Below are 24276 nucleotides of genomic sequence, written 5' to 3' on the forward strand. Positions count from 1 at the left end.
CCATGCCTGATGCCAGGACGTGGTTGATCACTGCCGCGCCGGCTCCGACCATGCCGCCCACCTGGCGGCCGGGCCACCGCAGCCTCTCACTGCACGAGCCTGTCTTTGTCGAAGTACCCGAAGGCTGGCCGGCTCCCTTGCCGACGCCTGCCGCGGAAACTTCTGCCGCAGCTCTGCACACCCTCATTCGGCTCCAGCCCGAGGCCGCCGGTCTCACGGAGCAGACTGCCGATGCCTACACCGTTCCCGACAGTCCGCCGAGCCCGCAGAGTCCTGCTGCCACCATCGCCGCTCAATGGGAATTGGTACTGGTCGTCGACACCGGGGTCTCGATGGCCGCCTGGTACCCGACGGTGAACGCTTTCGCGGCGACCGTGCGCGACCTGCCGCTGTTCAGCGACACCCATGTCGTCAAGTTGCGCACCCACCGACCCACCACTCCTCAGGACCTCTTCGACCGGGATCTGCTGGACGCCATCGGTCTCGGGCGCAGCGCCCCCGGCACACGCAAGATGGTGCTCATTCTGACCGACGGTGTCGGCGCCGCCTGGAAGCGGCGACTGCTCTGGCCGGACCTGCGCACCTGGGCGAGCAGCCACACCGTGGCCATACTCAACGTTTTGCCCCACTACAACTGGCACCTGTCCGGGATCCGTACCCGCCCCCTGCAACTGCGTACCGATCACCCCGGATGCGCGAACCAGGCCTTGCTCGCGGAACCGTCCCACACGCCGTCCCTCTCCGACGAACTCAGGCCCGAGCAGAACGCCAGCCTCTACATCCCGGTGCTTGAGATACGCAAACGCTGGCTGGACCAGTGGGCGCGTCTGCTGATGTCCCAACGCCTTCCTGTCCACCAACAGGTGCTGGAGATCCCGGCGGACGATGCCGACGAGGCCTATGCCCCCGCCTCCTCCAGTGCCGGAGACCTCGACACCGATCCGGACCGGCGCATCGCCGACTTCCAGACAGCCGCCTCGGAGAACTCGTTCGCCCTGGCCGTCCTCCTGGCCGCCGCACCCCTCAATAGGCATGTCATGCAGCTGATCGCCGTCGAACTGCTGCCCGAGGCGGACTCGGGCGACCTTGCCGCCATCCTCACCAGCGGCCTGGTCACCACCATCGACGGTATCCAGGAACACGACGATCCCTTCGATGCGGTCACATTCGACTTCCTGCCGGGCGTCCGGCAGAGGCTTCTCTCGCTCGGTGAGACCCGCAAGACCCGCAAAGTCGCGGCGCTCCTCGACTCCTACCTCGGCCCGCACGTTCCGGCCGTGCGCGGTATCGCCAAGCGCATGCGGACGCCCGACCCCGCCAGTACCCCCCATCCCACTCCGGGCAACCACCGCTACTCACGGGTGGAACTGGCCTTGCTCACCGCGCTGTCCGGGGATTCGTCGGAACACCGGGACACGGCCCAGGCGCTTCAGATCCAACTCGACGCCATGCACGCCACCGAGCCAGTAGCCATGTGATCCGCCGGACACAACCTAGGGGAGCAGTTTGTCCAGCGCGGCCGGACCCTCCGCCTCGATCTTCCGCCGGGCCCACTCCAGGCTCTTCGGCGTGACGTCCCGGCCGGTCGCCAGGACCACGTCCTCCGGGGCCACCTCGGTACCGGTACGGGCGTGCAGCAGGGCGTCCGGCGTGGCGCGCTCGGTGCCGTCTGCGCCGTCGGCGGGTTGTGCTGTCGACATGGTGCCTCCTCCGGGCGGCCGGAAAGTGCCGTGGGTCCCACTCCCACGATTCCCCGCCCGACTCCAGTGTGCATCCGGAAGAGTGGCCGAACGAGAACGTGAACCTAAGCTGGAACCGGCCCGCGCGGGCCCGAACCAGGGAGGCTGCCGCGATGGTCGAGACACCGCCCCACCAGGACACCCCCACCGGCCCCGAATATCTGCCCATCGCCGAGCACGGACTGATCGGCGATCTGCGGAGCGTGGCGCTGGTGGGCACCAACGGCACGATCGACTGGTACTGCTGCCCGTCCTTCGACGCCCCGAGCGTCTTCGCCGCGATCCTGGACGCGGAGCGCGGTGGCTCCTTCGAGCTGGCCGCCGCCGTCCCGGCGCGCACCAAACAGTTCTACTTCCCCGACACCAACGTCCTGATCACCCGGTTCTTCACCGAGGACGGCGTCGGCGAGGTCCAGGACTTCATGCCGGTGACCAGCGAGTCGGACGAGTCCGCCCGGCACCGGCTGATCCGCCGTGTGCTGTGCGTGCGCGGCACGGTCCCGTTCCGGACCCGTGTCGCCCCGAGGTTCGACTACGGCGCCAGCCCGCACACCGCGCGGATGATCGGTGACGTGGCTCTCTTCGAGTCCGCCGAGAAATCCCTCGCGCTGACCGCCACCGTGCCCCTGGAGTGCGACGGCGTCGATGTGTGGGCCGACTTCAAGCTCGACGAGGGCGAGTCCGAGGTGTTCGCCCTCGACCAGGTCGACGGCGAGGTGAGCCCCCGTCCCTGCGCACGCCAGGAGGCCGAGGACGAGTTCGCCGGCACGGTCGCCTACTGGCGGCGCTGGCTGTCCCAGTCCCGCTACCGGGGCCGCTGGCGCGAGATGGTCCACCGCTCGGCCCTCACCCTGAAGCTGCTGACCTACGCGCCCACCGGCGCGATCGTCGCCGCCCCCACCACCAGCCTCCCCGAACAGCTCGGCGGCGAGCGCAACTGGGACTACCGCTACGTCTGGATCCGCGACGCCGCCTTCTGCGTCTACGCGCTGCTGCGCCTCGGCTTCACCGGCGAGGCGAAGGCGTTCATGCAGTTCGTGACCCGCTACATCAGCCCCGGCGACGGCAACCCGTCGGGCCCGCTCCAGATCATGTACGGCATCGACGGCCGCACCGAACTCACCGAACGCGAACTCGACCACCTCGAAGGCCACCAGAAATCCGCCCCGGTCCGGGTCGGCAACGCGGCCGCCGACCAGCTTCAACTCGACATCTACGGCGCCCTGATCGACTCCATCTACCTCTACGACAAGTGGGCCGAGCCCATCTCCAGCGACCAGTGGGACGACGTGTGCGCGCTGGTCGACTGGGTCTGCGAGCACTGGGACCAGCCCGACGAGGGGGTCTGGGAGACGCGTGGCGGCCGGAAGAACTTCCTCTACTCGCGGCTGATGTGCTGGGTGGCGATCGAACGCGCGATCCGCCTCGCCGGCCGACGCGGGCTGCCCGCCAACCTGCCGCGCTGGGGCCGCTCCCGCGACACCATCTACCGCCGCATCATGGACCGCGGCTGGTCCGAGACCCGCCAGGCCTTCGTCCAGCACGAGGGCAGTGAAGTCCTCGACGCCGCCGTGCTGATGATGCCGCTGGCGAAGTTCATCGCACCCACCGACCCCAAGTGGCTGTCCACACTGGACGCGTTGACCGAGGAACTGGTCTCCGACTCGCTCGTCTACCGCTACAACCCGCAGGCCAGCCCCGACGGACTGCGCGGCGACGAGGGCACGTTCTCGATCTGCTCCTTCTGGTACGTCGAGGCCATGGTCCGCGCGGGCCGCGTCGACGAGGCCCGCCTCGCCTTCGAGAAGATGCTCACCTACGCCAACCATCTCGGCCTGTACGCCGAGGAGATCGGCCGCACCGGCGAGCAACAGGGCAACTTCCCGCAGGCGTTCACCCATCTCTCCCTGATCAGCGCCGCGTTCAACCTGGACCGGGCGCTGGGCTGACCGCGTCCGGGTCGCGCAACAAACGTCACTGTGGCGTCACAGCACTCCGCGACGCCACAACTCCCGCCGCACGTCTCGTGTCGAACCCCCTGACCGCAACAAATTTGACTCACGGGGGAACACACCATGACGAACGTGTCACGCAAGAAGGTCTCCGCCGCCGTCGCGTCCGCGACCTTCCTGCTCCTGGCCGGTGCCGGCATCGTCGCCGCACCGGCCAGCTACGCGGGCGTCCCCGGCGGCACCAGCGCCGTCGACCGCAACAGCGACTTCAACGGGGACGGCTACGACGACGTCCTGATCGGCGCCCCCTCGGGCACCGTCGACGGCAAGGAGGGCGCCGGATACGTCACCGTGCAGTACGGTGCCCCGAACGGCATCGCCACCAACAACACCGTCCCCAAGGGCCGTACGGCCGTCATCAGCCAGTCCACGCCCGGCGTCCCCGGCACCTCGGAGACCTACGACTCCTTCGGCCAGGCCATCGCCACCGGCGACGTGGACGGCGACGGCTACGACGACGCGATCATCGGCGCGCCCGGCGAGGACGAGGGCAGCGTCGAGGACGCGGGCCGCGTCACCGTGCTGTACGGCTCCAAGGCGGGCCTCGGAGCCGAGACGAACGACTCCTTCACCTCCGCCACCCCCACGGCGGGCGCCCGCTTCGGGCAGTCCGTGGCAGCGGCCCGCTTCACCGGCGCGACCGACACCGACGAGATGGCCGTACTCGACAACGACGGCGCGCAGGTCTTCACCTACCACACCGGCATCCTGCACTCGATGGGCGCCCTGAACACCACCACCCACCCCGGCGGCCACCGCCTCCAGCCCGCCTACCTCACCACCGGCGACTACGACCGCAACGGCTACGCCGACCTGGTCATCTCCGGCTACAGCCCCGACGACGACTACCAGCAGGGCTGGTCGGCCCTCTACGCGGGCGGCGAGACCTCTCTGACGTACCGTCAGGACCTGAACGGCGGCCTCGGCATCGCCTCCGGCGACATCAACGGCGACGGCTACGACGACCTGGTCCTCGGCCAGCTCAGCAGCGTCGACGACAAGGCGGAGGGCGACGACGGCGGCAAGATCGGTGTCTACTACGGCAGTTCGGAAGGCACCGCCGGACCCGCGGACTGGTGGTCGCAGAACTCCCCGGGCGTGCCCGGCACTTCGGAGCACGGCGACGCCTGGGGCAACGACCTCTCCGTCGGTGACGTCGACGGCGACGGCTACGCGGACGTGGCCGTCGGCGCGCCCGGCGAGGACATCGGCACCGTCCAGGACGCGGGCGCCGTCTGGCTGTTGCGCGGCTCGCGCGACGGTGTGACCGCGACCGGCGCCCAGTCCTTCGACCAGAACACCGCGGGCGTCCCCGGCACCGCCGAACAGGACGACGCCTGGGGCACCCAGGTCCGCCTGGCGGACACCGACGCCGACGGCCGTAGCGAACTGGTCGCCTCCGCGCCCGGCGAGAACTCCGGTGACGGATATGTGTGGTTGCTCCCGGCCGGCCCGGGCGGCCTGCTCGCCGAGGGCTCTTCGCTGTACGGCGCGGCGGACCTTGGCGGCGCGGCGAAGGGAGCGGCGTTCGGGGCGGCGATCGACGAGTAAGGAAGAGCGGGGAGGTGACGGTCCGGGCCCGTTCCCGCCGTCACAGCCCCTGCTCGGCCCAGATCACCTTGCCCGCCGGTGTGTACCTGGTGCCCCAGCGTTCGGAGAGTTGGGCCACCAGGAACAGGCCCCGGCCGCCCTCGTCCGTCATCGCCGCGTAGCGCAGATGGGGTGAGGTGGTGCTGCCGTCGTAGACCTCGCAGATCAGGGTGCGGTCGTGCAACAGGCGTACGCGGACGGGGTCGTTGCCGTAGCGGATGGCGTTGGTGACCAGTTCGCTGAGGATGAGTTCGGTGGTGAACGTCAGCTCGTCCAGGCCCCAGTGGGTCAGTTGGCGGGTGACCGAGGCGCGCATCTCGGCAACGGCGGCGGGGTCGGACGGTACCCGCCACTCGGCGATCCGGTCGGCGCCGAGTGCGCGGGTGCGGGCGACGATCAGGGCGATGTCGTCGCTCGGCCGCACCGACAACTCCGAGTCGAGGACGGCCCGGCAGGTGTCCTCGGGAGAGTCGCCGGCCCGGGTGAGGGCCGTGCGCAGAATCTCCAGGCCCACGTCGATGTCCCGTTCCCGGTCCTCGACCAGCCCATCCGTGTACAGGACCAGCCGGCTGCCCTCCGTCAGCTCCAACTCGGCCGTCTCGAAAGGGAGTCCGCCGAGGCCGAGCGGGGGTCCGGCGGGGACGTCGGGGAACTCGACGGTGCCGTCCGGGCGGATCAGCGCCGGGGGCGGATGGCCGGCGCGGGCGACGGTGCAGCGCAGGGTCACCGGGTCGTAGATGGCGTACAGGCAGGTCGCGCCGGTGACCGGTGCGCCGCTGTCCTCGGTCGTCTCGTCCTGGTCGATCCGGCCGACCAACTCGTCGAGCAGACCGAGGAGTTCGTCCGGCGGCAGGTCCAGCGCGGAGAAGTTGTGGACCGCGGTGCGCAGCCGTCCCATGGTGGCCGCCGCGTGCAGACCGTGTCCCACCACGTCCCCCACGACCAGCGCGACCCGGGCGCCGGACAACGGCAGGACGTCGAACCAGTCGCCGCCGACCCCGGCCTTCGCCGGCAGATAGCGGTAGGCGACGTCGAGCGCGGTCTGCTCGGGCAGCCGGCGGGGCAGCAGACTGCGCTGGAGGGTCACCGCCATGCCGTGCTCACGGGTGTAGCGGCGGGCGTTGTCGATGGACACCGCGGCGCGGGCGACGAGTTCCTCGGCGAGCGCCAGCTCGTCCGAGTCGAAGGGCTCGGGCTTGTCGGAGCGCCAGAAGTTGACCACGCCGAGGATCAGCGCGCCGGCCCGCAGCGGCACGGTGATCAGCGAGTGGATGCCGTACTCGACGACCTGCGCGGTCCGCTCCGGGTCCTGCGTGAGCCAGCCCGGGGCCTCCTCCAGCCGGGGTTCGACGACCGCCTCACCGGTGTCGAGACTGCGGGCCTGCGGGGCGGACGCCACGAACTGGATCTGCTTGCCCACCGGGTAGAGCGGGGCGTCGTCCCGGACCCCGCTGTACGCGGTGCGGCGCAGCTCGGTCCCGGGCTGCGGCTCCTCGCCGCTGAGCACGGCGTCGTAGAGGTCGACGGTGACGAAGTCCGCGAAGCGGGGGACGGCCAGCTCGGCGAGTTCCTCGGCGGTGCGGGTGACGTCCAGGCTGGTGCCGATGCCCACTCCGGCGTCGTAGAGCATGTTGAGGCGCTCGCGGGCGACCTCGGCGCGGCCGGAGAGGGCGCGCAGTTCCGTGGAGTCGCGCAGCGTGGTGACGCTGCCGGGCGGGCCGCCCTCCAGGTCGGTGGGGCGCTGGTTGACGGCGAGGAGCCGGCCGCCGACCCGGTGCACCTCGTCCGTCGCGACCCGCGCGGAGGCCAGCAGGGCGGTCATCTCGCTGTCGAGCCCGAGGTCGAGGATCAGCCGTCCCTCGGCGTTCTCGGGCAGGTCGAGCAGTTGCCGCGCCTCGTCGTTGGCGAGCAGCAGCCGGCCCTCGCCGCTGACGATGATCACGCCCTCCCGGACGGCGTGCAGCACCGCGTCATGGTGCTCGTACATCCGGGTCATCTCGTGCGGGCCCAGGCCATGGGTCTGGTGCTGGAGGCGTCTGCTGACCAGCGCGGTGCCGCCGGTGGCCAGGGCGAGGGCCACGCCGGCCGCGATCAGCAGGATCGGGAGCTGCTGGTCGGCGGTGCCGCCGACGTTCGCCTTCGTCACCCCGGCCGAGACCAGGCCCACGACCTTGCCGCCCGCACCGCGGACCGGCACCACGGCCTGCACCAGCGGCCCGATGGTGCCGGTGATCTCCTCGGTGACGACGTGCCCGGCCAGCGCGGGGGCGATGTCCCCGACGAACTTCTTGCCGATGCGGTCCGGCTTGGGGTGGGTGTAGCGGATCCCGTCGGTGTTCATCACGACGATGAAGTCGACCTTGGACGTCTTGCGCGCGGCCTCGGCGCTCGGCTGGAGGATCGCCGTGGGGTCGGGGCTGCGCAGCGCGGCGACCGTGCCCGGCGCGTTGGCGAAGGTCTCGGCGACGGCCACCGACCGGTTGCGGGCCTCCTGCGTGCTGTCGTGCCGCACCTGAAGGACCTGTGCCACCACGGCCGATACGACCAGCAGCAGCACGATCACCACCTGCAGCACGAACACCTGCCCGGCGACGCTACGGCCGCCGAGACCGGCCCGCCGGTGCCGGTGCTCGCGCGCCCGGCGGGCACGGTCGTACGGGCGCTGTGCACGCAGAGTGTCGGGGCGGTGGGTCGACCGGGCCCGGGGCCGACCCGTCAGGCGGACCATGTGCCATGTCTACACTGCCTGACCTCAGGAGGCGAGGGGCGTCACACCGGGTGACGGGCCGGGGCCGACCCGTGGATCAGGGGTGCCGGCCGGGCTTGGCCCGCCGGGCCGCGAGCAGCAGCGCGATGTCGTCGGGGCGGTCGGCCGCGTGCCGGGCCGCCGTGGTGAGGCGGTCGGCGACCCCGGCGAGGGAACGACCGCCCGGCCGTGCGGCGGGCCCGGCCGCCTTCGCGAGGGCCACCCGCAGGGCGGCGATGCCGTCGTCTATGTCGACGCCGGGCCGCTCCACGAGGCCGTCCGTGTAGAGCGCCAGGATGGAGTCGGGCTCCAGGTGGAGTTCCGCCACCGGGTACTGGGCGTGCGGATCCACCCCGAGTACGACGCCTCCGGGGATGTCCCAGACCCGGGTACGGCCGTCCGGGGTACGGATCAGCGGTGGTGGATGGCCCGCCCGGGCGACCCGGACCAGCCCGCTCGCCGGGTCCAGCCGCAGGTAGCAGCAGCTCGCGAACTGCCCGGGGTCGAGGTCGATGAGGAGGTGGTTGGTGCCGCTCATCACCTCGTCGGGCGGCCGGTCGCCGAGCGCGAACGCCCTTACCGCACTGCGGAGTTGACCCATGGTGGCGGCCGCCTGGACGCCGTGTCCCTGGACGTCGCCGATGACCAGGGCCAGACCGTCGCCTGCCTCGACGACGTCGTACCAGTCGCCGCCCACCTCCATGCCCTGGGTGCCGGGCAGATAGCGGCCTGCGGTCTCCACCTGCGGGTGGGCCGACAGCCGGCGGGGGAGGAGGGCCTGCTGGAGGCCGCGGGCGAGGGCCGCCTCCGAGTCGTAGCGCTGGGCCTTCTCCATCGCGTGGGCGATCAGCCCGGCGAGGGCGGTGAGCACCGTGCGCTCCTCGGTGCTGAAGCTGCGGGACCGGTCGAAGCCCAGGATGGCGGAGCCGACCGGACGGCCCGACGCGATCAGCGGCAGGAACGCGCGGGCCCCCACCTCCGCGTCCAGCGGTATCCCCGGATAGGCCTCCGCGAGCTGCTGCATGGAGTCGAAGAACAGCGGACGTCCCGTGGTGAGGGTCTCGACCCCCGGCAGCCGGGCATCGAGGCCGACCCCGTCGAACGGGGCGAGGAACCCCTGCGGGAACCCGGTCTCCCAGGCCAGGGACAGATGGCGCTCCTGCAACAGGTAGATCGCGAGCCTTCGGCCGCCGAACGCGGGCAGCAGCTCCTTCATGACCACCGCGGACACCTGGCGGGCCGTGACCGCCTCCGTCAGCGCGATGGCGAGCACGATCGGCCGGTACACCGGGGCCAGCGAGGTGACGCCGTTCGCCGGCGTGTCGGGCTCGTCGGCGTCCACGGGCACCAGCGGGAGCGGCGGTCCCGCCACCCGGGCCGACGGCACGATGGTGCACGTCAGACCGTCCTGGCCCGGATGGACGGCCATCGCGAGCCATTCGCTCTCGTACGACCCCTGCGGCTGCTCCCGTGCGTCCGGGCGCCGGACGTGGAAGTGCGCGGATTCGAGGGACAGCAGGGCGCCGCGGAGCTGGTCCTCGCAGCCGATCTGGTTCAGCCAGGGCACGCCCTCCCACAGCGGGCGGCCCAGCAGCTCCTCGCGCGGCCGGCCCAGCAACTGGGCGGCGCGTGGATTGGCGTAGGTGACCAGCCCCAGCCGGTCCAGGCAGAACACACCGTCCGGGAGGAGATCGGCCGCGCTGTCCGGCATCCGGGCGGCGCCCGGGTCGAGGACGACACCGCTGACCGGATGTCCGCCCCGGCGCGGGACGGGGCCGGGGGCGGACGTCCACAGGTCCAGCAGCCTGGTCGAGCCGTCCGCCGCCCGCACCCGCAGGGGGAGCGGCGGCGGCTTCCCGGCGGCCGTCGCCCGCAGTGCTGCCATGACCTGGTAGGTGTCGCCCGGGGCCAGGGCATCCGCCATCGACTGCGCGGTGCCGGCGAACGCCGCGGGGTCCACTCCCAGCAGGGCGGGCAGGGTGCCGTCCCCGCTCACCACCGCCGTCACCGGATCCCACACGAACCGCGCCATACGGCCTTCGGGGCGGTGCGTGGCCGCCGACCGGACGCACACCGGCTCGCCGTCCCAGGCGACCCACGGGCCGTCCTCGTCCTTGTGCTCGTCCTCCAGGTCGCGCAGCGCAGTACCCAGCTCCTCGGCCAGTCGGGTCATACGGTCCACCCCGGACAGCACCTCGGTGGCGTCGGCGGCGGAGGGACGCAGCACGGTCAGCACGCCGTAAGCCGTCGACCCGCTGATGACGGGCACGTACAGGGACCCGAACTGGAAGGGGAGGCTGGCCGCGAACTGGGGATAGCGGCGCATGGTCTCGGTGGCGTTCGGCAGGACCACCTGGACGCCGAGCCGGTGGGCGTCCGCGACGGGGAACTTGCTGTCGACGTGCAGTCGGCCCCAGGGGCGGAACAGCGGCCCGGGCAGCCCCGCCAGCACGGCCAGGCGCAGCAGTCCGGGCGTGCTCGACCGCAGGTAGACGCCCCCCGAGTGGCCGCCTGCCGCGTCGATCGCCTCCGTCGAGGCGTCGATGAGCAGCTCGGCGAGCCGTCCGGGCGTCCCCTTCTCGCGCTCGGCACTCCCAGTCATTGGGGCTCTACCTCGTCCCTGTGGCGCCGGGTGGGTGACACAGCAAGAATGCGCCAGGACGCGGCCGGGGTCACCTGGGCGGACGGGATGGGCTGGAGAGGCAGGCGTATCGCCGGTCCGCCGGTGTGTGATGAAGTGATCAAGAGTGACTCAAGTGTCGATGTCGGATGCTGGACACGATGCCATGCCGAAGGCTCCCCGGCGCGACTGCCAGGGGCTTCCGGTGATTCAGGCGACGACAGCGAACAGGGGTGTGGCCATGGGGCTGGGCCCTTTCGGATCAACGAGCTAAGTGGCTAATCGGGACACGGGAGTTGGTGCCGCCGCGCTTCGGCGGTCGGTCCTCGTCCCGTGGCGTTCAGGATGGCGCAAACTACGTCTCTCGCGGGGCGAATTCGATCTGTTGCCCTCATCGGTGGTGACCGGCCGGTGTGGGTCCTCGGTCGGAGGCGGGACGGACCTTCAGGGGTATCGACCCGGAGCGCCTGGCCCGAGGCGCGATTGTTAGCCTCGGTCATGACCAGTTTCTCCCTGCCCCGTCATGGATCGCGATGAGCACGGTCGCCGCGTCCTTCCCGCTCGGCGCCGGGACCACGCTCGCCGAGCTCGCCCAGGACCCGCATCCACGGCTGGCGCGCCTCCGCGAGCGTGAACCCGTGTCCTGGCTGCCCGAGTTGGACGGCTGGCTGGTGACCCGGCGCGACCTCGCGCTGAGCGTGATGCGGGACGCGGCCACCTTCACCGTGGACGACCCGCGCTTCTCCACCGCCCAGGTCGTCGGCCCGAGCATGCTCTCCCTCGACGGAAACCGGCACGCCCGCCACCGCGACCCCTTCACCGCGCCCTTCCGCCCGCGCGAAGTACGGGACGGCTTCGCCTCGTTCATCGAGCGGGAGACCGACCGGCTGGTCACCGCGCTGCGCCCGGCGGGCGCCGGCGAACTGCGCCGCGCCTTCGCGGGCCCGCTCGCGGTCGCCGTCGTGACCGAGGCGCTCGGCCTGACCGGCGCCACCCCGGACACGGTCCTCACCTGGTACGACGCGATCGTGCGGTCGGTGTCCGACATCACCGCCGGGCACGAGGCGGGAGCCGCCGGCACCAAGGCGTACGCGGAACTGCGGGCGGCTGTCGAAGCCACCGTCGCCGACCGGGGCGGAACCTCACTCCTCGTCTCCGCCGCCGGACACCTGACGGTGCCCGAAGTCGCGTCCAACGCAGCGGTGTTGATGTTCGGCGGCATAGAAACCACCGAAGCGATGATCACCAACGCGCTGCTGCACCTGCTCCGGCATCCCGACCAACTCGCCCTGGTCCGGGCCGACATGGGCCTCCTGGACGGCGCCATCGAGGAATCGCTGCGCCTGGAACCCGGCGCCGCCGTCGTGGACCGCTACGCCACCCGGGACACGGTCCTCGGCCCGGCCACCATCCGCGAGGGCGACCTGGTCACCGTCTCCCTCACCGGCGCCAACCGCGACCCGGCCGTCTTCCCCGACCCCGACCGATTCGACGTCCGCCGCGAGAACGCCCGCCTCCAACTGGCCTTCGCCCACGGCCCGCACTACTGCCTCGCCGCCCACCTCGCCCGCCTGGAGACCCGTATCGCCCTCCAGCACCTCCTCGAACGGCTTCCCGCCCTGCGCCTGGACCCGGACCACCCGACCGCCCCGCACGGACTGGTGTTCCGCAAGCCGCCCACGCTCCATGTGCTCTGGGACGCCGGCACGGCCTGACATGACGAACTGGCGGTGACGACCCAGTCGTACGATGACGCCCCGTCAGGAGCCCTTCATTCGCGGCCCACTTGGCGCTCCATGACCTCAACCAGCCGTCCCAGCGCGCTCAGCACCTGGGCCCGGTCCTCGCCCAGGCCCGCCAACAGTGCCACCTCGGTGGCGAGTTGGCGGGGGAAGAGGTCGTCCACGGCCTTGGATCCGGCCGGTGTGATGGTCACCAGCGCGGCGCGCCGGTCGGCCGGGTTCGGGGTGCGGGCGATGAAGCCGCGCTTCTCCAGCTTGGCCAGGGCCTTGCTGACGCCCGCGCGGGAGAGGCCGAGCCATTCGGCGAGGCGGCGGGCGATCACCGGGTCGGTGGCGTGGCGCAGCGGGATCAGCATGTCGACCTCGGGGGCGGTGAGCGCTGCGCCCGCGTAGAGAGGCTCCACCGCGCGGTTCAGGAGACCGGTGGCGTGCTTGAGCAGGCCGATCAGCTCCATGGGGGAGGTGTCGAGACCGGGGTTGTGCTCGGCCCACTGGGCGTGGACCTCGGCGGCGGTGGGTGACATGGGGCTAGTGCTCTCGCTTCCTGGACCGGCTCGTTCCGGATGTTGCGGACGTTACGGGCCTTCACCGATCCGTCATTGTTAACCAGTGAACCATCGGTTACCGTTGCGGTCATGGTATCCCCGTCCCCCTCCCGTTCCACCGCCGCGCGCGCCTCCGCCCCGGCCGACACCACCGACCCGTCGCGAGGCTCCGCCGTCGCGTTGGTCGCCGTCCTCGCCGCGCTCACGGCGGTCGCCCCGCTCGCGACCGACATGTACGTCCCCGGCTTCCCCGCCCTGGGGCACACGCTCGGGGCCGGCAGCTCGGCCGTACAACTGACGATGACCGCGTTCCTCGCCGGGCTCGTCGTCGGGCAACTGCTGATCGGCCCGCTCAGCGACGGCCTCGGACGCCGTCGGCTGCTGCTCCTCGGCACGGCCGGGTTCGTGTTCTTCTCCCTCGCCTGCGCCCTCGCCCCCGGCATCGGGGTGCTCACCGGCGCCCGGTTCCTCCAGGGCGTGACCGGCGCGGCCGGCATGGTGCTGGCCCGCGCCGTGCTGACCGACCGCTTCCACGGGCCGGAACTGCCGCGCTACTTCGCGGTGCTCTCGCAGATCATGGGCGTCGCACCGGTCGCGGCGCCGGTGCTCGGCGGGGCGATCCTGGCCGTGTCGACCTGGCGCGCGGTCTTCGTCGTACTGGCAGTGATCGGCGGTCTGTTGCTGCTGGCCGTGCTCTGCAAGGTGCCGGAGTCCCTGCCGCCCGAGCGGCGGCACGCCGGCGGGATCGCGAGCACCTTCCGCGCCATGGGGGCGCTGCTGGGCCGTCGTAGCTTCATGGGGTACGTCCTTGTCCTCGCCTTCATCTCGGCGGCGCTGTTCACCTACATCAGCGGCTCCAGCTTCGTGTTCGAGAACCTGCACGGTGTGTCGGCGACGACGTACTCCCTCATCTTCGCGACCAACGCCTTCGCCATGCTGCTAGCCGGCGCGACCTTCTCCCGACTGGCCGGACGCACACGGCTGAACAACCTCCTCATGGCCGGAGTCGGCGTGGCGGCGATCGGCGCGCTGGCCCAGGTACTGCTGGTGCTGACCGTGGGGGAGACCCTCGCGGGCACCTGGATCACGCTGTTCATCACAGCCGGCGGCATCGGCATGGTCTTCCCGTCGACCCTGAGCATCGGCCAGGCCCTCGGCCGCAGGGCCCCCGGCGCGGCCTCCGCCCTCCTCGGCGGCCTGCAGTTCCTGTTCGGCGCGCTCGCGGCACCGCTGGTGGGGTTGTTCGGGGAGGACAGCTCCCTGCCGATGGCGGTGATCATGCTGGTCGCGGTGGGGGCCGCGGGGGTTGTGCTGGTGGGGCTGGCACGGCCTTGGGAAGGGGGAGGGGAGCCGGGTTCGGGGGTGTCGTAGGTGGCTGGAGGTTTTCCGGTCTTGTTGAGCACGGGGATGAACTGCGGGCTGTCGGCGGCCTGCCCCGCAGTTGGAACGATCACCAAGGGGCGGTACTGCGGTCGGTGGCGAGGTGGACATCCCTGCGGCGTCTTGGTGGGCGCGCGCGGTGGGCGAACTGGTTCAGCCGAGACCACGATGCGCGGCCCACAACTCCCCGGCGCGGCTGGCGGCTTCGTCGACCAGGGCCGCCAGTTCGGGCTTGTCCGGGACGGGGAACGAGACGTACGCGCCCCGACCGCCACCGACTGGGCGGCCATAGGCCTTCACGGCGAGGTGACCGTCCGGGAGAAGCCGGATGTTGAGAGTGGTGAGCGTGAACGCTTCACCGCGTCGAGTGTCGGTCCAGCGGAGTGCTTGAGGGATCGTGACATTGATCGCCAGTGCGCTCACTTCCAGGTCGCCGCTCATGAACGGATGATCTCACGCGAGTCGCCGCTGGCGGCCGCCACCGACTTGTTCGGCTGCGCCAGCGGGCGAGACCCCTGGTGAACCGTGCCCGCCGTCGGCGAACGATCTGGACGGCTGCGGTCAACTCTCCACGAAAGCAGCACAGTTGATCCCGTATATCGACTTGCACAGATGGCCACCTGACGTAGTTAATGATCACCTGTCAGTGATCTCAGGGGGACTCGTGGAGAGAACCGAAGTGTCCGGTTTCCCGGACATCCCGCCGCCGCCCGCCACCCCGCCGCAGGCGTTACACGCGATCGACCTGCGGGTCGGCAAGCGGCTGTTGTGGGTCGGCGGGGCCTCGTACCCGCTGGCGAACATCGCCCGGGTGCACACGTACATGCTCATGCCGAAGCGCTGGGAGGCCACGAGGCTCTTCCTGAAGCGTCTCGGGATCATCCTGTCGGTGGCGTTCGCACTGACCATCCTCGGCGGCATCACCGGGATCGCCAGCCAGGACACGGCGGGCACGCTCATCGTGTGGGTGTGGCTGGGCTCGACGGCCGCGCTGATCTTCTGCGGGGTGGAGTGGCTGCAGGTGCTGACGGCGGCGCCGCTGTACGTCCTGGCCGTGGAGACGTCCGGCCCGCCCATGGCCGTGGTGACGAGCGCGGACCCGCGACAGCTCGATCAACTGGTGGGCTCCATCGTGCACGCGATCGAGCACCCGGAGACGGAGTTCCACGTCAGGGTGGACCGTCTCATGGTCAACCCGGCGAACTACTACTTCGGTGACAACGTCAACATGTACGGCGGTACGGGCAACGTGGGAGTGGGACACGCATGAGTGGCATGGGCGGCAACAACTTCTACTTCGGTGACAACGTCAACATGCACGGCGGTACGGGGAACACCGGCATCGCCAAGCACCAGACACCGGCCGGGCCGCTCCCCGTCGACCCCGCCCTCCAAGCCGCAGTCGAGGAACTTCGCCGACTGGTCGGGACCCTGCGTGAGCAGGTCCCGGCCGCGAGCGCGCAGGCCATCGACGACTCCTTGCCGGCCCTCACCACGGACCAGGCCACCGCCCCGCAGGAGCAGCACCGCGCGCTGATGGCCGTCGCGGGGATCGCGGCGACGGTCGGCGCGGTGGGCCAGCCGGTGCTGGAGGCGGTGAACCGGATCCTGGGGCTGCTCGGCGGCCAGTAGGTGGCCGAACAGCCCTCGCCCGCACAGTCTGCGGCGCCCTGGACGCACTGGCTGTCCAGGGATTTCACGGGGAGTTGGATTGCCCGAAGAGCAAGGTCGCCGCCGCCCACCCCAAGTACTGTGACTACGCATGATCGAATCCGAGATTGAGATCAGCGAGGATCTGGTCCGCGACCTGCTTCGGGAACAGCATCCGGACCTGGCGAAGCTGTCCATCCGCGAGGTCGAGGGCGGCTGGGGCAATCAAATGTGGCGCCTCGGGGACGACTTGGCCGTCCGGATGCAGCGGATGGACACGAGCCCCGATCCGCAGCTCAAGGAGCGCCGGTGGCTGCCGACACTGGCCTCGCGGCTGCCGCTGCCGATTCCTGTTCCCGTGCGGGACGGTGCGCCGTCCGATCGCTTTCCCAAGATCTGGACGGTCATGACATGGGTCGAGGGCACTCCGCTCGACCACGGCTCGATCACCCGCGGCGACCACGCGGCCCAGACACTGGCGGGCTTCCTCAGGGCGCTGCACGTGGAGGCGCCCTCCGACGCACCGCCCACTTCGGACTTCGGCGCTCACCCCAAGGACTGCGCGGACGGCTTCGAGCACCTCTTCCAGGTCGCCCCCACCGACCTCGCCGACGAGATCCGTGAAGTCTGGGCCGAGGCGGTGGCGGCCCCGGGGTGGGACGGTCCACCGGTGTGGGTGCACGGCGACCTGCATCCCGCCAACGTCGTCGTCGCGGACGGGACATTGGCGGGTGTCGTCGACTTCGGCGCGGTCTTCGCCGGCGACCCGGCGTGGGACCTTGCGGCCGCCTGGGTGCTGCTCCCCGCGGGCGGCGCCTCACGGTTTTTCGACAGCTACGCACAGGGGGACGAGGCGGCGGTACGGCGGGCACGCGGGCTGGCCGCGATGAAGAGCCTGTTCCTGATGTCGATGGGACTGAACGGTGACCGTGGGTTGCCCGGCGGCAAGCCGCACTGGGGGCCCGCAGGCCGCTCCGCACTCGACCGTGTTCTGAAGGGGCTTTGACGCCGGCATAGATCGACCGGGCCTCCCTGGCGGCAGCGCACTCGCCGACTGGGATCGGTGCAGTCCCGGCCACTGGAGCCGTGCAGACCGAGCACCGCTCGGCCTATGCCCACCTCGGCCCGCGGCGGACCCGTTCCTCGACCAGCCGCCCGGCCGCGATGGCGGGTGTGAGCCGGTGGGTCCTGGCCAGGCGGAAGACCTCGCGGAGCGTGGCCGCGATGCCGTCGATACGGGCGGTCAGCCGGTCCTCGGACTCCTGGCGCAGTTCGACCCCGGTGGCGTGGATGACGCCTCCGGCGCTGACGACCAGGTCCGGCGCCCACAAGATGCCACGTTCCGCGAGGAGTTGGGCGGTGGCCGGTTCGTCCAGTTGGTTGTTCGCCGGGCCGGCGACGGCGGCACACCGCAGACGCGGCACCGTGCGGGCGGTCAGCAGGCCGCCGAGCGCGGCCGGAACGAGGACGTCGACCTGCATGGTGAGGGCGTCGTCCGGGTCCACCCAGGTCGCGCCCAGTTCCTCGGCCAGGGTGCGCGCGGTCGGGTCGACATCGGTCACGACGAGCTGGGCACCGGCCCGGTTCAGCAGGCGTGCCACCTGGCCGCCGACCGCACCGAGACCGATCACTCCGAAGGTCCGGCCCGTGAACCGCGGTGACCCGAAGGCCTCCTCGACCACCGCGGCCAGCGCCGCGAGGGTGCCGCGCGCAGTGTGCAGAGAGGAGTCGCCGCTGCCGCCGTCTTCGACGGGCCGACAGCAGACATGGGGGGTGCGTTCGCCGATCACGGACATGTCGGCCGGGCCGCTGCCCACGTCCGGACCGGCGATGTAACGGCCGCCCAGAGATTCGATCGTGTCGCCGAGGTCGTGGAGCAGCGCAGTGCGCTCCGCGCCGGCCGGTCGGGCCGCGGTCGGCAGGGCGACAACTGCCTTTGCACCGCCGTGTTCCAGACCTGCCAGCGCGTTCTTCCCGGTCATCGCCTCCGAAAGCCGCAGCGCGTCCGCGATCGCCGCGCCCAGGTCGGCGTAGTGAGCGATACGGCAGCCACCGGCGGCCGGGCCCAGGGCGGTCGAGTGGATGGCGACACAGATCGCGAGGCCGCTGCGGCGACCGCGCACCACTTGCACCAACTCATGTGAAAGATTCGGTGGGTTGAGGGACGGAGCTTGCTCAAGTACGGCTGTCATCGTGTGAAGCTAACCGCTCCGGCACAGCTCGCGGCCCGTAGCCGAACGAAAGTCGGCACGAGGGCGATACTCGCCGCATGGACGAACTTGATTCGGCGATACTCCGGCTTCTGCAGCACGATGCGCGCCAGACCAACCGTGCCATCGCCCGCACCCTCGGCATCGCGCCCTCGACCTGTCTCGAACGCATCCGGGCGCTGCGCGCACGCGGAGTGATCACCGGCTACCACGCGGCGGTCGACCCGGCCGCCCTGAACCGCCGTGTCCAGGCGCTCATCCACTTCCAGATCCGCCCCCTGAGCCGGTCGGTCATCGAGACGTTCAAGACGTACGCCGCCGGCCTGCCAGAGGTCAGCACGGTGTACGTCGTCACGGGCGGCGACGACATGATCGTGCACGTCTCCGCGCCCAGCGTGGACCACCTCCACGGCTTCCTGATGGACAAGTTCACCGCGCGCCGCGAAGTCGTCGGCTTCCGCACCTCGGTGATCTACCAGCACACCCACAACCAGGTGCTCGCACCCCTCAGGCCATGACGCCGCCCGGGGATGCCGTGGTGCCCGGGAGTGGAGTAGGAGCCGGATGCCCTCGCAGGACTGCCTCGATGTTGTCGGCGGCCAGTCTCACCATCGCCGCTCGGGTTGCCGTCGTCGCCGAGCCCACGTGCGGCAGTACGACCAGGTGTGGTTCGGTGAGCAGGGGGTCGGACGGGTCGGTGCGCGGCTCGCCGGTCATCACGTCCAGGCCCGCCGAGTGCAGATCTCCGCGGCGCAGTGCGGCGAGCAGTGCCTCCTCGTCGACGACTCCGCCTCGGCCGGTGTTGACGAGGGTCGCGGTCGGTTTCATCAGGGCGAGTTGCTCCGCACCGATCATGCCCCTGGTCTCCTCCGTCAGCGGCGTGTGTACGGACACCACGTCGCTGGTGCGCAGCAGTTCGCCGAACGGCACCCACCGGGACAGCTCGTCGTCCTCATGGCGCCGCGGGTGGTGATGCTGTACGCGCATGCCGAACCCGGCTGCCCTGCGGGCGACGGCGCGGGCGATCTGGCCGTAGCCGACCAGTCCGAGGGTGGCGCCGTGGACGTCGAGGCCGAGGAAGGCGTCCATGCGGAAGGCGCCCCATTCGCCGCGGCGCAGCGCGTCCATGCCGGCGGGCAGCCGGCGCCGGGCCATCAGGATCAGTGCCATCGCCACGTCGGCGGTGGTGTCCGCCAACACGTCGGGAGTGTGGGTGACGACGACACCGCGCTCGGCGGCGGCCGCCACGTCGACGCCGTCGTAACCCATCGACGCCAGAGCCACGACACGCAGCGTCGGCCCCGCCGCGTCGAGCAGATCCGTGTCGACCCGGTCGCTGCCGAGGACGAGCAGGCCCTCGCATCCGCCGACGAGCGCGGCCAGTTCGGCGGGGGACGGCGGTTGCGGGTGCGGCCAGGCGGTGACGTCGAAGTGGGCGGCGAGGCGTCCGACGCCGTCTCCGGGGAGGCCCGTGCGGCTGACCGCTACGCGGGGGCGGGGGGTTGGTGCGCCGGACATACGGGCTCCGTTCGGTGGGGGAGGCTGGTCCGAGGGGACGAGCCGGGAAAGTGGCCATGGACGCCGGGGAGTTGACGGGTGTGGAGGGGCCGGTGGTCCCGCCGCAGACTCAGACCGTCCCCTGATCGCCGAAGTCGAGCAGTACCTTGCACGAGCGGGACGGGTCGGCCGCGAGCTCGAATGCCTGTTGAGTTTGGGGTACTGGCAGTACGGACGTGACCACCGGCCCGACCGGGAGGCGGCCGTCGGCCAGCGCCCGCAGGACCTCGGCGAGTTCGTCGTCGAAACGGAAGGAGCCGACGAGTCGCAGTTCCCGGGTGATCAGGGCGTTGGCGGCCACCGGGGTGTCCCCGGGCGGCAGCAGGCCGAGGCCCACCACGAGGCCGCCCCGGTCGACGCCGTGGACGCAGGTGCGCAGTCCCGCCGGGTTGCCGGAGGACTCGATGGCGATGTCCGCGGCGAGTTCGTCCAGGCCGTCGGTGCCGGAGCCGACCCGTACGGTCGACGTGGCGCCCACCTGCTTGGCGACGGTCAGCGGTGCCTCGTGCACGTCGGTCACGGTGATCTCGGCGGCGCCGGCGGCGCGCAGTGCCGCGACGACCAGGCAGCCGATGGGGCCCGCGCCGGTGACCAGCACCCGCTTGCCGCGGACATCGCCGGCCTGCCGTACGGCGTGCCAGGCGACCGCGGCGGGTTCGGCCACCGCGGCCAGCCGTAGATCGAGGCCTTCGGGGAGCGCCAGTACGCGTTCGGCCGGTACGACGAGGACGTCCGCGAAGCCGCCCTGTACGTGGGGGTTCCGGGCCGCGCTGCCGAGGTAACCGGTGTCGAGGCACGTGTTGCGCCGGCCGGCCAGGCACTGTCGGCACTTGCCGCAGGACGCCAGCGGGTGCACGGCCACCGGCGTGCCCGGCGGTGGCGCCTGCGTGCCGGGGCCCGCCTCGCGCACCGTGCCCACGATCTCGTGCCCGAGCACCAGTGGTTCGCGCAGCCGGAACTCCCCGACCGCTCCATGGCGCCAGTAGTGCAGGTCGGAGCCGCAGATGCCGCCGTATCTGATGTCGACCGCGATCTCACCGGGGCCCGGCACGGGAACCGGCCGTTCCTCCAGGCGCAGGTCGCCCGCGCCGTGCGCGACCACGGCCCGCATCGTCCCTGAGTTCATGTCCTCGTCCCGCTCTCTGCCGAACAGCTGCTTCGGCTGCTTCTGTTGGTGACGTGGGGTCAGACGACCGCGGTGAGTCCGCCGTCCACGGCGATCACCTGGCCGTTGACGAAGTCCGACGCCGGTGCCGCGAGCCACACCAGCGTGCCGACGAGGTCCTCGACCGAGGCCCAGCGGCCGGCCGGGGTGCGGCCCCGGATCCATGAGTCGAAGGCCGGGTCCTCCACCAGCGGGCGGGTCAGCTCGGTGACCACGTAGCCGGGGGCGAGGGCGTTGACGGTCAGCCCCGATCCGGCCCACTCCGCGCACATGCTGCGGGTCAGCATGGCGAGCCCGCCCTTGGACGCCGCGTAGGCGGCGATGCCGGGCCGGGCCAGCCAGGTCTGGACCGAGCAGATGTTGACGATCTTCCCGTGGCCGCGAGCGACCATCCCGGCGGCGACCGTGCGGCCGACCAGGAAGGCGCTGGTGAGGTTGGTGTGCAGGACCTGTTCGAAGGTCTGCGCGGAGACCTCCAGCATCGGTTCGCGGTGCTGCACACCGGTGTTGTTGACGAGGATGTCCAACGGCCCGATGCCGTCCTCGATCTCCTGGACCGCTCGTCGTACGGCCGTCTCGTCGGTGACGTCGAAGGCGGCCGTGTGCACCTTCGCGCCGGTGCGGTCGGCCAGTTCGTCCCGGGCCCGCTCCAGCGCTTCGGTGTCGCGGCCGTTGAGGACGAGTTCGGCGCCGGCCTCGGCCAGGCCGGCGGCGAGGGCCGCGCCGATTCCTTTGCTGGAGCCGGTGACCAGGGCCCGGCGGCCGCTGAGGTCGAACAGGGCGGAAGCCTTCACGGCCGTACCTCCAGAGGGGCGTAGTAGTGCATCAGTGCCGCGTTGTCGGCGTCCGCGTGTCCGGCCGCGACGAGCCAGCGGTGGAGTTCCGCGACGGCGGTGGTGACCGGCAGCGGCACATCGGCCGAGCGCGCGTAGTCGCGGGCGGCCTCCAGGTCCTTGACCATGTTGCTGACCCGTCCGGTGGGGGAGAGGTCCGCCTCGGCGAACTTGACGAAGAACTCCTGGAGCAGCGCCGAATCGGCTCTGCCTCCGCCGAGCGCGGTGAGCACCTTCCGGGGCGGCAGGCCCGCCGCCCGCACCAGTGCGGCCGCCTCGGCGAGGGCGGCGAAACCGCAGCCGACCAGCACCTGGTTGACGGACTTCACCAACTGCCCGGCGCCCGGCGGGCCGAGGTGCGTCAGCCGGGAGGCCAGGGCGCCGAGTACGGGAAGAGCGCGTTCGACGTTCTCCTCCTCGCCGCCGAGCATCAGGGTCAGCTCACCGCGCTCGGCACCCGGAACACCGCCCGACAGCGGGGCATCGACCCAGCCCGCGCCCAGCTTCGCGGCGCGCTCGGCGAACTCTCGGGTGCGTCCCGGGTCGATGCTCGACATGTCGATCACCAGGACGCCTTCGGGTGTGGAAGCCAGCAACCCGCCCGCTCCGAAGGCGACTTGCTCCACGATGTCGGCGGTGTTGAGGGAGAGGACCACCACTCCCGAGGCGGCGAGCAGGGCCGGTGACCGTGCCGATTCGGCCCCGTCCCGGGCGAGTTCGGCGACGGCCTCGGGTCGGATGTCGTAGACGCGCACCGCCCGTCCGCGTGCGAGCAGCCGGCGGGCGATGGCGGAGCCCATGACTCCGAGCCCGGCGACCCCCACCTCCATGTGTCCTGACACCTGACCTCCTGAACCAAATGCTGTTCACTGAACAATATACTGGACATTAAGATGAGGGAAGGGGTGGAAAATCCTTCAGATTCTGCAATGCTGCATGTTCTTCGTCCATCATGTTGGTTTCCATCCGGCATGTTGTTCCGAGTCGAAATGGGGAACCTGATGACCGACGTCGGCGAGGTGGTGCTCGGCATCGACCTGGGCACCACGGCGACCAAAGTGGTCGCGGTGGACGGCGCCCACCGGTTGGTGTCGACCGTCGAGCGCCCGGCTCCGATGCGCACCGCGCGCGACGGTGAAGCCGTGCACGATCCCGAGGCGGTACTGGCCGGGGTGATCGAGGCGGTGCGCGAGAGTGCCGGCGCCTGCGCGCAGCGGGGGCTCGCCGTCGCCGGCCTGTCCTTCAGCGCGGCTCTGCACACCCTGCTCGCCCTCGACGCCTCCGGAACTCCACTGACTCCCGCGCTGAGTTGGGCCGACACCCGCGCGGCCGACGTCGCCCGGCGGCTGCGCGCGGACGACCGGGGCGCCGAGCTGCACCGGGCCACCGGTACCCCTGTCCACCCCATGGCTCCGCTGGCCAAACTCGCCTGGTACACCACGCACGAACCCGCGCTGATGAGGCGGGCGGCCCTCTGGTGCGGGCTGAAGGACTTCGTCCTGTCCCGGCTGACCGGCCGCCTGGTGACCGACCTCTCCTGCGCGTCGGCCACCGGGCTGATGGACATGCGCACCACCCGATGGCACCCGCCGGCCCTGGAGGCCGCCGGAATCGGCGCCGAGCGGCTGCCCGAACTCGTCCCGCCCACCGAGGTGTTCGCGCTGCTCCCCGCACCGGCCGCCGCCCTCGGCCTGCCCGCCGGTCTGCCCGTGGTCGCGGGCGCGGGCGACGGGCCGCTCGCCAACCTGGCCGTCGGTGCCACCGCGCCCGCGACCGCCGCCCTGTCCCTCGGCACCAGCGGAGCCCTCCGTGTCGTACGCGACCGGCCGGGTGTGGACGAACGGTGCCGGGTGTTCTGCTACTACCTCGCCGACGGGCTGTGGGTGCTCGGCGGCGCCATCAGCAACGCGGGGGTGGTCGCCCAGTGGGCCGCGGAGTCCTTCGGTGGCATCGACGTCGCCGATCTGCTCAAGGAGGCGGCCGAGGTCGAGCCCGGGGCGGAGGGGCTGCTCGCGCTGCCCCATCTGCTCGGCGAACGTGCCCCGTGGTGGGACCCGGACGCCCGCGGCGCCCTGATCGGGCTGCGGCGCGGACACGGCAGGGCACATATGACACGGGCCATGATCGAGGGCGTCGGCCAGCAACTCGCCCTGGTGCGCGACTCGTTGAGCGAGGCCGGCGCACCGGTCACCACCGTGCGGGCGACCGGCGGAGCCCTGCGCTCCCCGCTGTGGGCCGAGATCGTGGCCGCCGCACTCGACATGCCGTTGGAGATCACCGACGACGCGGCGGGCTCCGGCTTCGGCGCCGCCCTGCTCGGCCGGCGCGCGCTCGGTGGCCTGCCGTCCCTGGCCGCCACCCCGCTCGCACCGGTGCCGGCCCGCCCGCACCGCACGGTGGACCCCGATCCCCTGGCTGCACGGCGGATGGCGGACGCCCGGCCTCTCGCCGAGCGGCTGTACCGGCTGCTGCGCGAGGCGTACTGAC

Annotated in this window: 20 protein-coding genes; 10 read left to right on the forward strand and 10 right to left on the reverse strand. The window is 71.4% G+C overall.

All coding sequences use genetic code 11. The features are described from left to right. Positions 1 to 2: 2 nt before the first annotated feature. Positions 3 to 1478, forward strand: a complete 1476-nt coding sequence (locus AB0M63_RS39235) for an SAV_2336 N-terminal domain-related protein (RefSeq protein WP_366022868.1) — start codon at positions 3 to 5, stop codon at positions 1476 to 1478. 15 nt (positions 1479 to 1493) lie between these two features. Here AB0M63_RS39235 and AB0M63_RS39240 read toward each other — a convergent pair whose 3' ends face one another. Further along, positions 1494 to 1700, reverse strand: coding sequence for a hypothetical protein (locus AB0M63_RS39240; protein ID WP_366022728.1), 207 nt, complete (start codon positions 1698 to 1700; stop codon positions 1494 to 1496). Between the two features lie 152 nt (positions 1701 to 1852). Here AB0M63_RS39240 and AB0M63_RS39245 point away from each other — a divergent pair, with 152 nt between their 5' ends. Further along, positions 1853 to 3688: a glycoside hydrolase family 15 protein gene (locus tag AB0M63_RS39245; RefSeq protein ID WP_355913902.1), complete on the forward strand. Its 1836-nt coding sequence runs from the start codon at positions 1853 to 1855 to the stop codon at positions 3686 to 3688. Between the two features lie 126 nt (positions 3689 to 3814). Beyond that, on the forward strand, positions 3815 to 5302 hold the full coding sequence (locus AB0M63_RS39250; RefSeq protein WP_366022729.1) for an esterase: 1488 nt from the start codon (positions 3815 to 3817) through the stop codon (positions 5300 to 5302). 40 nt (positions 5303 to 5342) lie between these two features. On the opposite strand, the gene AB0M63_RS39255 is transcribed toward AB0M63_RS39250, so the two are convergent. Both AB0M63_RS39255 and AB0M63_RS39260 read right to left on the reverse strand, forming a co-directional pair. Further along, positions 5343 to 8069 (reverse strand): SpoIIE family protein phosphatase, encoded by a 2727-nt coding sequence (locus AB0M63_RS39255; RefSeq protein WP_355913897.1) that lies wholly within the window; start codon positions 8067 to 8069, stop codon positions 5343 to 5345. Between the two features lie 76 nt (positions 8070 to 8145). Beyond that, positions 8146 to 10689, reverse strand: coding sequence for a SpoIIE family protein phosphatase (locus AB0M63_RS39260; RefSeq protein ID WP_366022730.1), 2544 nt, complete (start codon positions 10687 to 10689; stop codon positions 8146 to 8148). A gap of 551 nt (positions 10690 to 11240) precedes the next feature. On the opposite strand from AB0M63_RS39260, the gene AB0M63_RS39265 reads away from it, so the two are divergent. Continuing rightward, on the forward strand, positions 11241 to 12422 hold the full coding sequence (locus AB0M63_RS39265) for a cytochrome P450 (RefSeq protein WP_366022731.1): 1182 nt from the start codon (positions 11241 to 11243) through the stop codon (positions 12420 to 12422). A gap of 56 nt (positions 12423 to 12478) precedes the next feature. Here AB0M63_RS39265 and AB0M63_RS39270 read toward each other — a convergent pair whose 3' ends face one another. Next, complete coding sequence (locus AB0M63_RS39270) at positions 12479 to 12973, reverse strand: MarR family transcriptional regulator (RefSeq protein ID WP_366022732.1); 495 nt, start codon at positions 12971 to 12973, stop codon at positions 12479 to 12481. 111 nt (positions 12974 to 13084) lie between these two features. Between AB0M63_RS39270 and AB0M63_RS39275 the strand changes: the two genes are divergently transcribed. Continuing rightward, entirely contained in the window at positions 13085 to 14365 is a 1281-nt protein-coding gene (locus tag AB0M63_RS39275; RefSeq protein ID WP_366022733.1) for a multidrug effflux MFS transporter, read from the forward strand. A 162-nt stretch (positions 14366 to 14527) separates the two neighbouring features. Here AB0M63_RS39275 and AB0M63_RS39280 read toward each other — a convergent pair whose 3' ends face one another. Next, positions 14528 to 14815, reverse strand: a complete 288-nt coding sequence (locus tag AB0M63_RS39280; protein ID WP_366022734.1) for a hypothetical protein — start codon at positions 14813 to 14815, stop codon at positions 14528 to 14530. A 223-nt stretch (positions 14816 to 15038) separates the two neighbouring features. Between AB0M63_RS39280 and AB0M63_RS39285 the strand changes: the two genes are divergently transcribed. From AB0M63_RS39285 to AB0M63_RS39295, 3 genes are all read left to right on the forward strand, one after another. Further along, positions 15039 to 15644 (forward strand): DUF6232 family protein, encoded by a 606-nt coding sequence (locus AB0M63_RS39285; RefSeq protein ID WP_366022735.1) that lies wholly within the window; start codon positions 15039 to 15041, stop codon positions 15642 to 15644. Further along, a complete protein-coding gene (locus tag AB0M63_RS39290) occupies positions 15641 to 16006 on the forward strand; it encodes a hypothetical protein (protein ID WP_366022736.1) in 366 nt (121 codons plus the stop codon). The genes AB0M63_RS39285 and AB0M63_RS39290 overlap by 4 nt, the downstream gene beginning before the upstream one ends. A gap of 130 nt (positions 16007 to 16136) precedes the next feature. After that, on the forward strand, positions 16137 to 17030 hold the full coding sequence (locus tag AB0M63_RS39295; RefSeq protein ID WP_366022737.1) for an aminoglycoside phosphotransferase family protein: 894 nt from the start codon (positions 16137 to 16139) through the stop codon (positions 17028 to 17030). A 103-nt stretch (positions 17031 to 17133) separates the two neighbouring features. On the opposite strand, the gene AB0M63_RS39300 is transcribed toward AB0M63_RS39295, so the two are convergent. Next, positions 17134 to 18150 (reverse strand): Glu/Leu/Phe/Val dehydrogenase dimerization domain-containing protein, encoded by a 1017-nt coding sequence (locus AB0M63_RS39300; protein ID WP_366022738.1) that lies wholly within the window; start codon positions 18148 to 18150, stop codon positions 17134 to 17136. A gap of 143 nt (positions 18151 to 18293) precedes the next feature. Between AB0M63_RS39300 and AB0M63_RS39305 the strand changes: the two genes are divergently transcribed. Then, positions 18294 to 18752, forward strand: coding sequence for an Lrp/AsnC family transcriptional regulator (locus AB0M63_RS39305; RefSeq protein ID WP_355913870.1), 459 nt, complete (start codon positions 18294 to 18296; stop codon positions 18750 to 18752). Here the strand turns inward: AB0M63_RS39305 and AB0M63_RS39310 are convergent. The 4 genes from AB0M63_RS39310 to AB0M63_RS39325 all read right to left on the reverse strand — a co-directional run bounded on the left by AB0M63_RS39310 (position 18742) and on the right by AB0M63_RS39325 (position 22631). Next, entirely contained in the window at positions 18742 to 19752 is a 1011-nt protein-coding gene (locus tag AB0M63_RS39310; RefSeq protein WP_366022739.1) for a D-glycerate dehydrogenase, read from the reverse strand. The two genes, AB0M63_RS39305 and AB0M63_RS39310, sit on opposite strands and share 11 nt — an antisense overlap. 109 nt (positions 19753 to 19861) lie before the next feature. Continuing rightward, complete coding sequence (locus tag AB0M63_RS39315; RefSeq protein ID WP_366022740.1) at positions 19862 to 20917, reverse strand: L-idonate 5-dehydrogenase; 1056 nt, start codon at positions 20915 to 20917, stop codon at positions 19862 to 19864. Between the two features lie 59 nt (positions 20918 to 20976). Next, positions 20977 to 21750 carry an SDR family oxidoreductase gene (locus tag AB0M63_RS39320; protein WP_366022741.1) on the reverse strand — a complete coding sequence of 258 codons (774 nt, stop codon included), beginning with the start codon at positions 21748 to 21750 and terminating at the stop codon, positions 20977 to 20979. Next, positions 21747 to 22631, reverse strand: coding sequence for an NAD(P)-dependent oxidoreductase (locus tag AB0M63_RS39325; RefSeq protein ID WP_366022742.1), 885 nt, complete (start codon positions 22629 to 22631; stop codon positions 21747 to 21749). The genes AB0M63_RS39320 and AB0M63_RS39325 overlap by 4 nt, the downstream gene beginning before the upstream one ends. Positions 22632 to 22790: 159 nt before the next feature. On the opposite strand from AB0M63_RS39325, the gene AB0M63_RS39330 reads away from it, so the two are divergent. Further along, entirely contained in the window at positions 22791 to 24275 is a 1485-nt protein-coding gene (locus tag AB0M63_RS39330; protein WP_366022743.1) for a gluconokinase, read from the forward strand. Position 24276: the final 1 nt, after the last annotated feature.

This window comes from Streptomyces sp. NPDC051576, from assembly GCF_040681835.1.
GTDB lineage: Bacteria > Actinomycetota > Actinomycetes > Streptomycetales > Streptomycetaceae > Streptomyces.

Excerpts from the sequence above, each read along its gene's own strand:
- AB0M63_RS39265 (WP_366022731.1), top strand. The coding sequence starts at position 11,241 with ATGAGCACGGTCGCCGCGTCCTTCCCGCTCGGCGCCGGGACCACGCTC.
- AB0M63_RS39270 (WP_366022732.1), bottom strand. The coding sequence starts at position 12,973 with ATGTCACCCACCGCCGCCGAGGTCCACGCCCAGTGGGCCGAGCACAAC.
- AB0M63_RS39305 (WP_355913870.1), top strand. The coding sequence starts at position 18,294 with ATGGACGAACTTGATTCGGCGATACTCCGGCTTCTGCAGCACGATGCG.
- AB0M63_RS39260 (WP_366022730.1), bottom strand. The coding sequence starts at position 10,689 with ATGACTGGGAGTGCCGAGCGCGAGAAGGGGACGCCCGGACGGCTCGCC.
- AB0M63_RS39255 (WP_355913897.1), bottom strand. The coding sequence starts at position 8,069 with ATGGTCCGCCTGACGGGTCGGCCCCGGGCCCGGTCGACCCACCGCCCC.
- AB0M63_RS39315 (WP_366022740.1), bottom strand. The coding sequence starts at position 20,917 with ATGAACTCAGGGACGATGCGGGCCGTGGTCGCGCACGGCGCGGGCGAC.
- AB0M63_RS39250 (WP_366022729.1), top strand. The coding sequence starts at position 3,815 with ATGACGAACGTGTCACGCAAGAAGGTCTCCGCCGCCGTCGCGTCCGCG.
- AB0M63_RS39275 (WP_366022733.1), top strand. The coding sequence starts at position 13,085 with ATGGTATCCCCGTCCCCCTCCCGTTCCACCGCCGCGCGCGCCTCCGCC.
- AB0M63_RS39290 (WP_366022736.1), top strand. The coding sequence starts at position 15,641 with ATGAGTGGCATGGGCGGCAACAACTTCTACTTCGGTGACAACGTCAAC.
- AB0M63_RS39330 (WP_366022743.1), top strand. The coding sequence starts at position 22,791 with ATGACCGACGTCGGCGAGGTGGTGCTCGGCATCGACCTGGGCACCACG.
- AB0M63_RS39235 (WP_366022868.1), top strand. The coding sequence starts at position 3 with ATGCCTGATGCCAGGACGTGGTTGATCACTGCCGCGCCGGCTCCGACC.
- AB0M63_RS39295 (WP_366022737.1), top strand. The coding sequence starts at position 16,137 with ATGATCGAATCCGAGATTGAGATCAGCGAGGATCTGGTCCGCGACCTG.
- AB0M63_RS39240 (WP_366022728.1), bottom strand. The coding sequence starts at position 1,700 with ATGTCGACAGCACAACCCGCCGACGGCGCAGACGGCACCGAGCGCGCC.
- AB0M63_RS39280 (WP_366022734.1), bottom strand. The coding sequence starts at position 14,815 with ATGAGCGGCGACCTGGAAGTGAGCGCACTGGCGATCAATGTCACGATC.
- AB0M63_RS39310 (WP_366022739.1), bottom strand. The coding sequence starts at position 19,752 with ATGTCCGGCGCACCAACCCCCCGCCCCCGCGTAGCGGTCAGCCGCACG.
- AB0M63_RS39245 (WP_355913902.1), top strand. The coding sequence starts at position 1,853 with ATGGTCGAGACACCGCCCCACCAGGACACCCCCACCGGCCCCGAATAT.